Source organism: Methylocella sp. (assembly GCF_041905455.1).
Lineage (GTDB): Bacteria > Pseudomonadota > Alphaproteobacteria > Rhizobiales > Beijerinckiaceae > Methylocapsa.
Genome location: NZ_JAYRLA010000011.1, coordinates 110,410 through 118,288, shown reverse-complemented (window position 1 = coordinate 118,288; position 7,879 = coordinate 110,410). Strand labels below are relative to the sequence as shown.

Below are 7,879 nucleotides of genomic sequence, written 5' to 3'. Positions count from 1 at the left end.
GGGCCGGCGCGGCGGCGGACGAGGAGAAAGGCCAGCGCGGCGAGGGCGAGGCCGGCGAGCGCGCCGGCCAGCGCCATGGCGGCGAGCAGCGCCGGCTCGCCGGCGTCGGCGGGCAGGCGGATCGGCCGCAGCGCGGCGAGCGCGTCGTCGAGCTCAGTCATCGAGGCGCTTCAGCTCCATGGCCGTCGTCTCGGGCGCCGCGCCCGAATCGAGGACCAGCGCCCGCGCCCCGAGCCGGCGCAGCCGCGCCTCGCGCTCGTCGGGCGCAGGCCTTGCGGCGCCGACCTCCAGCCAGCCGGCGGCGCCGCCCGACGTCGCATATGGGTAGACGCCGCGCGGGGGCGCGGTCTCGAACCGGTCGGCGATCAGCGCGAAGGAGAGGCCGCGCGCCCGCGCGATCCGCTCGACGACGTCCGCGAAGCCCGCGCCCTCCGCGTCGAGGGCGGTCGCGACGACGAGCGCGCCGCTCTTGCCGGCGAGCCCGTCGGCCTCCTCGAGCAGGGCGTCGAGCGGCGGGTCCTCGCGCGCGGGGGCGGACAGCGCCTCGCGATAGGCTTCGGCGAGCGCGCCGATCGCCGCGAGCATCGCCCGCGTCCCGCGCCCGTAGCGCGTCAGCCGCGTTCCTTCCGCGCAAAGGACCATCAGCCCGACGCGGCCCTCGCGCGCCGCGCGCCAGCCGAGAAGGGCGAGAACCTCGGCGGCGGCGGCGGCGCGCAACACGCGGCGCGTGCCGAAGACCATGGAGGGGCGGAAGTCGGCGACGAGCAGGACCGCACGCTCGCGCTCCTCGCGGAAGGCGCGCACATGCGGCTCGCCGGTGCGGGCGGTGACGTTGCGGTCGAGGTGGCGCAGGTCGTCGCCCTCGCTCCAGGCGCGCACGTCATGGACCTCGAGGCCGCGCCCGCGCCGCCTGTGCGCCGCCTCGCCCGGCAGGCTGGAGCGCGGCGGGGCGCGCGTCGCCTCGAGGCGCAAGGAGAGATGGCGCAGCCGGATGAGATGGTCGACGTCGAGCGCGCCGGCGGCGGGCGGCGAATTGCGCCTCTCGGGCGGATCGGCGCCGAAGGCGGCGCGCAGCCTTTGAAGCGCGCGCATCGGCCTAGTGCGGCTCGACGGCGTCGAGCAGCTCCAGCACCACTGAGCGCGGCGTCGCGCCGTCGGCGACCGCCCGCCAGGCGAGGATCAGCCGATGCGACAGCGTGTCGACGGCGAGCTCGGCGACGTCCTGCGGCGTCGCGTGGTCGCGGCCGTGGAGGAAGGCGCGCGCCTTGGCGCCGCGGGCGAGCGCGATCGCGCCGCGCGGCGAGGGCGGATGCTCGATCTTGCGCGCGAGGTCGGGCAGCGCCGTCCCGCGCAGCGAGGAGGTGAGGCGCACGATGTAGTCGCGCACCGCCGGCGACAGATAGACGGCCTGCGCCGCCCTGCGCGCGGCGCGCACGTCCTGCGCCGAAAGGCGCGCGGCGGGCGGCGGCGGGCCGGCGATCCCCTCCTCCTCGACGAGGTCGAGGATCGCCCGCTCCGCGGCGGCGTCGGGCGCCTTGACCTCGGCGTGCAGCATGAAGCGGTCGAGCTGCGCCTCGGGCAGCGGAAAGGTGCCTTCATGCTCGATCGGGTTCTGCGTCGCGGCGACCATGAACGGGTCCGGCAGCTTGTGCGTGACGCCCGCCGCCGTCGTCTGGCGCTCGGCCATCGCCTCGAGCAGCGCCGACTGCACCTTCGGCGGGGCGCGGTTGATCTCGTCGACGAGGACGAGGGAATGGAAGATCGGCCCGGCGACGAATTCGAACACGCCGCGGTCGGGGCGCCAGACCGACGTGCCGGTGAGGTCGGCGGGCATCAGGTCGGGCGTGCACTGGATGCGCGAGAGCGGCGCGTCGAGGCCTTCGGCGAGCAGCTTGACGGCGCGCGTCTTGGCGAGGCCGGGCGCGCCCTCGATGAGGACATGGCCGTCGGAGAGAAGCGCGACGAGGAGCCGCTCGACGAGCGTCTGTCCGCCGATGAGGCTCTTTTCGAGGAACGCCCGAAGCTCCAGAAGGCGCGGCAGGACGGCGGAGCCTTCGGTCTCCGGCGTCAGGCCCTCTTGCGCCGCGCTCGCGAGCGCGGCCGAAGCAATGGTCAAATCGCGCCTCCCGGGACGGGTCGTCCCGCCCTGCCGGGCCAGCCGGCCCTTCGGATTCTCATGATCCGTTCAGAAAGCGCGAAGGTCAACCGCGGGCGCTGCGGCGGACGCTCGGCGCGGCCGGCGCGCTCAACGCCGTATCAGGATCACGCCGCCGATCAGGAAGGCGACGCCGGCGAGGCGCGGCAGGTCGATCGGCCGCTGGGCGAGGCCCAGCCAGCCGAAGTGGTCGAAGGCGACGGACGCCAGCATCTGGCCGGCGACGAGCAGCGCGATGAAGGTCGCCGCGCCGAGCAGCGGCACGAGGACGATGGCGAGGCCGATGAAGATCGCGCCGAACAGGCCGCCGGTCCACGCCCACCACGGGATGCGCGCGGCGACGCCGGCCGCGGGGAGCGGATCGCGCGAGGCCAGCGCGAGCAGCGCCATGCAGACGAAGCCGACGGCGAAGCTCGCAAAGCCCGCCCACGCCGCCGAGTTCAGCGCGCTTCGCAGATTCGCGTTCAGCGCCTGCTGCAGCACGACGCCCGCGCCCGCGGCGACCGCGAGCAGGCCGGGAAGAATGAAGTTGATCATCGATTTTCGGCCTTCTCGAACAGGGACCGGGCGCCTCCGCGCCCTCAATGCGGCCCGGCCAGGAAATCCGCGCTCCATCTCGACAGCTCGGCGACGTCGCGGCGCAGCTGGTCGAGCGCGAAGCCGAGCGCGAACAGCCGCTCGAGCTCGTCGACCGAGAGCGGACGGGTGAAGCCCGCCTGCCGGTAGACGGCGATCTCGCGGTCGTAATCGTCGAGCGCCGCCTCGAACGCGTCGAGCGAAGGGCGCGGACCCCCAACCAGCGCCCGGCCGCTCGCCTCGAGGAATTGCGCGCCCTCCTCCGCGACGCGGGCGATCGGGCCGGCGAGCTTGCCGCGCAGCGCCTCGGGCAGCGGCTCGAGCGCGGCGCGGCCGATGATGACGAGGTCGTGACGCAGCCGCATCAGCATCCGCAGCAGCGGCGCGAGGGCGAAATCCTCGCCGCGATAGGGCGCGCGCTCGCGCCGCGCCTCGTCGACGAAGGTCTCGAGCCGGTTCAGCGCCGGACCGAGCCCGCTCTGGATCTCGACGATCCGCTCCTGATCGAGCGGCTGCGCGCAGCCCGACAGCAGCGCCCGCAGCGCCTCGGCCATGCGGGCGAGCATGGCGTCGGCCTGCTCGAGGCTCAGCGCATGGGCGCGCGAGGGCAGCACGAGGAAGGAGACCGCCAGCGCGACGAGGCCGCCGAGCATCACCTCCATAACCCGATCGGCCGCCGATTCGAGCGGCGTCGCGTGGATGATCGTCGGCGCGAGCAGCACCATCACCGCCGTCATGGGCGCCGAGGAGAAGCGCGGCTTCAGCGCGGCGAGAAGCGCGATCGGCGGGATGGCGACGGCGAGCAGGAGGAAATAGCCGAACTCGCCCTGGTGCGGCACGGCGACCGCCGCCGCGCCGCTGATCAGGGCCCCGCCAACCGTGCCGGCGAAGTAGTCGAGCGTCGCCTTGACCGAGCGCCCGAGGCTCAGCTGCGACATGATGACGGCGGTGAGCACCGTCCACAGCACCTGCGGCACATGCAGGACGAGCGATAATATATAAGTGAGCAGCGTCGCCACGGTGACGCGCACGGCGAGGCGCAGCTCGGCGCGATGGCGCGCGGCGAGCGTCCGCAACGCGCTGAAGGGTCCGGCCGGGGCGTCGGTCATGAGGTGTCTTCGCGCTCCTGCGACATGCGGGCGCAGGGCCTATAGACGAGGATCGGCGCCGGCGCGAGGGGCTTTCAGCGTCCCGCCGCGACGAGCCCGCCGACCTCGGCCCAGGACGCCGCCCGCCGCGGCCAGGCGAGGGCGCGGTTCCACGGCAGGTCGCCGAACAGGATGGTCGGCACGCCGGCCGCCGCGGCGCGCCGGATCTGGCGCGCGTTGTCGTCGATGAGCAGGCCCGCGCGGGCGGCGCGGATCGCCCGCACCTTGTCGGGCTCGTCGCCGACCGCGCGCACCTCCGCGAACAGCCCGGCGAACAGCCGCTCGACGAGGCGCTCGGTGACGCCCGCCGCCTCCGGCCGGCGCGCGGTGACGACGACGAGCCGGGCGCCCGCGCCCTTCAGCGCGGCGCAGGCCTCGCGCGCGCCGGCGAGCGCGGCGAGCGCGTCATGTTCCGGCGCGTCGTAGAAGGCGCTGATGAGGGCGAGCGTCTCGGCCTCGGTGGCGGCGAGCCGGTAGGCGGCGGCGTCGGCCGGATCGACCGGCGCGCCGCGCGTCGCCTCGACCCATGCGAACAGGGCGGGATTGGTGTCGATCAGCGTGTCGTCGAGGTCGACGGCGATGGTCTCCGGCATCTCGCTCTCCCGGCGCCGAGCGCGCCGCGCGCTTGATGGACGAAAGGCGCGCCGCGCTCAAGCCCCGCGACAGGTTGCGCGCGCGGAGGGCGGCGCTACCATGGGCGCCGGCGCGGAGAGCTTTCGTGGCGAAAGAACCCCTGCAGGTCATCCTCGACGCGCTTCTCGCGGAGCTGCGCTTCGTCGAGGGCGGCGAGGTCGCCTCCTACATCCCGGCGCTCGCGGCGGCCGATCCGGACAGCCTCGCCGTCGCCGTCGCGACGGTCGACGGGAAGGTCTATGTCGCGGGCGACGCGGCGGCGCGCTTCACCATCCAGTCGGCGGCGAAACCCTTCGCCTATGGCGCGGCGCTCGACCGTCTCGGGCGCGAGGCCATGCTGCGCAAGGTCGGCGTCGAGCCGACGGGCGAGGCCTTCAACGCCGTCGTGCTCGACAGCGTCGCCAACCGGCCCTTCAATGCGATGGTCAACGCCGGCGCGATCGCCGTCTCGGCGCTGTTTCCCGGCGCAACGCGCGAGGCGCGCGCCGGGGCGATGCTCGCCGCGCTGTCGCGCTTCGCCGGCCGCCCGCTCGCCATCGACGAGGCGGCGTTCCGCAGCGAGGAGGAGACAGGCCACCGCAACCGCGCCATCGCCTGGCTGATGCTCAACTCCGGCATGATCGAGGCGAGCCCCGACGACGCGCTCGACGTCTATTTCCGCCAGAGCGCGGCGCTCGTCGACGTGCGCGACCTTGCGTTGATGGCGGCGACGCTGGCCAATGGCGGGGTCAATCCGCTGACGCGCGAGCGGGCGCTGTCGCAGACGCACGTCGGCGACGTGCTCACCGTGATGCTGACATGCGGCATGTACGACTACGCCGGCCAGTGGGCCTATGAGGTCGGGCTGCCGGCCAAGAGCGGCGTCGCCGGGGCGATCGTCGCCGTCGCGCCCGGCCAGTTCGGCCTCGCCGCCTTCGCCCCGCCGCTCGACCGCTTCGGCAACAGCGTGCGCGGCGTCGCCGCCTGCCGACGCCTCTCCGAGCTCCTGTCGTTGCATTGCCTGCGCCAGCCGCCGGCCCTCGCGCGCGAGCGGGTCCTGCGCGGCGGCGAGCTGCGCCCGGGGCGCCGCCCGCGCGCCGGGGAGACGCAGCTCGACGCGCTGGCGAACGAGGTCATCGTCGTCGCCGCGCAGGGCGACCTTTGCCCCGCCGCCGCCGAGCGCCTGCTGCGCCGCGCCGGCGAGGGGCTGCGCGACGGCGCGCGGGCGGTGATCCTCGACTTCGCCCGCGCGCCGCGCGTAGAGCCGGGCGCGCTGGTGCTGTTCGAGGTTTTCCTGCGCGCCCCGCGAGAGCCGGACCGGACGCTGATCCTCGCCGCGCCGCCGCCCGAGCTCGCCGACCGCTTCGACTGCGCGAGCGCGCCCTCGCTCGACGCCGCGCTCGAAGCCGCCGAGGAGCTTCTGCTCGGCGCCGGCGCGCCGACGGCGGCCGAGCTCGCGCCCGGCGACGCCGACCTTCTCGCCGCCCTGCCGCCCGCCGAGCGCAAAAAACTGCTCGAGGCCGCGCCGCCCGCCCGACGCGTCTTCGCGCGCGGCGCGCGCGTCGCGCGGGCCGGCGAGCCGACGCGCGAGCTGCTGCTCGTTTCGGCCGGCCGGCTCGCGGTCATAGCGCGCGCCGGGGATGGCGCGCCCGCGCCGGCCGGCGATCTCGGCCCCGGCTCCTGCGTCGGCGCGCTCGCGCTGTTCGACGAGGCGCCGGCGCCCGCCGACGTCGTCGCGCTGGGCGAGACGACGTGCTGGGCGCTGCCGCTCGCGCCGCTGCGCGCCTTTCTCGCGCCGCGCCCGGAGCTCTCCCGCGCGATCGCCGCGCGGCTCGCCGTCTATCTCGCCGGGCGGCTGCGGCGCGCGCGCCGCCGCGCGCGCGCTCGGCCTCTGAAACGCGCGGCGCGGCTTTTGGAAACGCGCGGCGCGACTTTTGGAAACGCGCGGCGCGGCCTGCCAAACGGGCGCGGCCATGCTATAAGCTCGGCCGGCGCCCCTTGAGCGGGCGTCGCCGCGTCCCAAGAGGAGTCGATGCCCGCGTCCGGCGGTCTCTCTGTTTCCGACGGCCTCGGCGTCCTCGCCGTCCTGGTCCTCGTCGCCGCCAACGGCTTTTTCGTCGCCGCGGAATTCGCCCTCGTCGCCGTCAGGCGCAGCCGGGTCGCCGAGCTCGTCGCCGAGCGGCGCGCCAACGCCGCGCCGCTGCAGCGCGCCGTCGACCAGCTCGACGCCAACCTCGCGGCGACCCAGCTCGGCATCACCATCTCATCGCTCGGCCTCGGCTGGATCGGCGAGCCGGCGCTCGCCCATCTGATCGCCCCCTGGCTCGCCGCCCTGCCGGCCTTCCTCGCCGCGGCGGGCTCGCACGCCGTCGCCGTGGCGATCGCCTTCATCCTCATCACCTCGCTGCACATCGTGCTCGGCGAGCTCGCGCCCAAAAGCCTCGCCCTGCAGCGCAGCGAGGCGACGGCGCTGTTCGTCGTGCGCCCGCTGCGCCTGTTCCTGTTCCTGCTGCGTCCGGCGATCTACGTGCTGAACGGGCTCGGCAACCTCGTGCTGCGCGCCTTCGGCCTGAAGCCCGGCGCCGGCGAGGGCTCGATGCATTCGGCCGAGGAGCTGAAGCTGCTGATCCAGGCGAGCCAGGAGGCCGGCATCCTGCAGGAGGCGCAGGAGGAGGTCGTCGTGCGCGTCCTCAACATCGGCGAGCGGCGCATCGGCGACATCATGACGCCGCGCACCGAGGTCGAATGGATCGACGTCGAGGACAGCCGGCAGGAGGTGCTGAACACCATCCGCGACTGCGCCCACGAGCAGCTGCTCGTCGGGCGCGGCTCGATCGACGAGCCGCTCGGCATGGTCCTGAAGAAGGACCTGCTGCATCAGGTCCTCGACGGGCGCGAGCTCGACCCGCTCGCCGTGGTGCGCGAGCCGCTCGTGGTGCACGAGAGCATGTCGATCTTCAGGGTGCTGGAGCAGTTCAAGGCGGCGCCGGTGCGCCTCGCCCTGATCCTCGACGAATATGGCGTGCTCGAGGGCATCGTCACCCAGACCGACCTGTTGCAGGCGATGGCCGGCGACCTGCCGGACGCCGAAGGGTTCGACCCCGACATCGTCGAGCGCGCCGACGGCTCGCTGCTGATCGACGGCATGACGCCCGCCGACGAGACCTTCCAGCGCCTCGGCGTCAGGGCGCCGAAGGACCGCCATTTCCATACCGCGGCCGGCTTCGTGCTGACCCAGCTCGGCCACCTACCCGAAGTCGGCGAATCCTTCGCCTACGAAAACTGGCGGATCGAGGTCGTCGACCTCGACGGACGGCGCATCGACAAGCTGCTCGCCGCGCCGCTGGCCGCCGAGACGGGGCGCGGCGCGGGCCCCTGAGCCGCGGCC

7 protein-coding genes are annotated in these 7,879 nt (G+C 74.5%); 2 read left to right on the top strand and 5 right to left on the bottom strand.

Annotated features, from left to right (window positions below; genetic code table 11):
* Window positions 1-153: 153 nt before the first annotated feature.
* The 5 genes from ACE3OG_RS11115 to ACE3OG_RS11095 form a co-directional block, all read right to left on the bottom strand.
* Window positions 154-1,092 carry a DUF58 domain-containing protein gene (locus ACE3OG_RS11115; protein WP_374308570.1) on the bottom strand — a complete coding sequence of 313 codons (939 nt, stop codon included), beginning with the start codon at window positions 1,090-1,092 and terminating at the stop codon, window positions 154-156.
* Between the two features lie 4 nt (window positions 1,093-1,096).
* The gene (locus tag ACE3OG_RS11110) at window positions 1,097-2,110 is read right to left on the bottom strand and encodes an AAA family ATPase (protein ID WP_374308580.1); all 1,014 of its coding nucleotides are present in this window, start codon (window positions 2,108-2,110) and stop codon (window positions 1,097-1,099) included.
* Window positions 2,111-2,245: 135 nt separating this feature from the next.
* Window positions 2,246-2,692, bottom strand: a complete 447-nt coding sequence (locus ACE3OG_RS11105) for a DMT family transporter (RefSeq protein ID WP_374308568.1) — start codon at window positions 2,690-2,692, stop codon at window positions 2,246-2,248.
* Between the two features lie 44 nt (window positions 2,693-2,736).
* Window positions 2,737-3,840 carry an FUSC family protein gene (locus ACE3OG_RS11100; RefSeq protein ID WP_374308566.1) on the bottom strand — a complete coding sequence of 368 codons (1,104 nt, stop codon included), beginning with the start codon at window positions 3,838-3,840 and terminating at the stop codon, window positions 2,737-2,739.
* Window positions 3,841-3,914: 74 nt separating this feature from the next.
* Complete coding sequence (locus ACE3OG_RS11095; protein ID WP_374308564.1) at window positions 3,915-4,472, bottom strand: hypothetical protein; 558 nt, start codon at window positions 4,470-4,472, stop codon at window positions 3,915-3,917.
* A gap of 125 nt (window positions 4,473-4,597) precedes the next feature.
* Between ACE3OG_RS11095 and glsA the strand changes: the two genes are divergently transcribed.
* Entirely contained in the window at window positions 4,598-6,493 is a 1,896-nt protein-coding gene (gene glsA, locus ACE3OG_RS11090) for a glutaminase A (RefSeq protein WP_374308562.1), read from the top strand.
* 30 nt (window positions 6,494-6,523) lie between these two features.
* Window positions 6,524-7,870, top strand: a complete 1,347-nt coding sequence (locus ACE3OG_RS11085) for a hemolysin family protein (RefSeq protein ID WP_374308560.1) — start codon at window positions 6,524-6,526, stop codon at window positions 7,868-7,870.
* The last annotated feature ends 9 nt before the right edge of the window (window positions 7,871-7,879 follow it).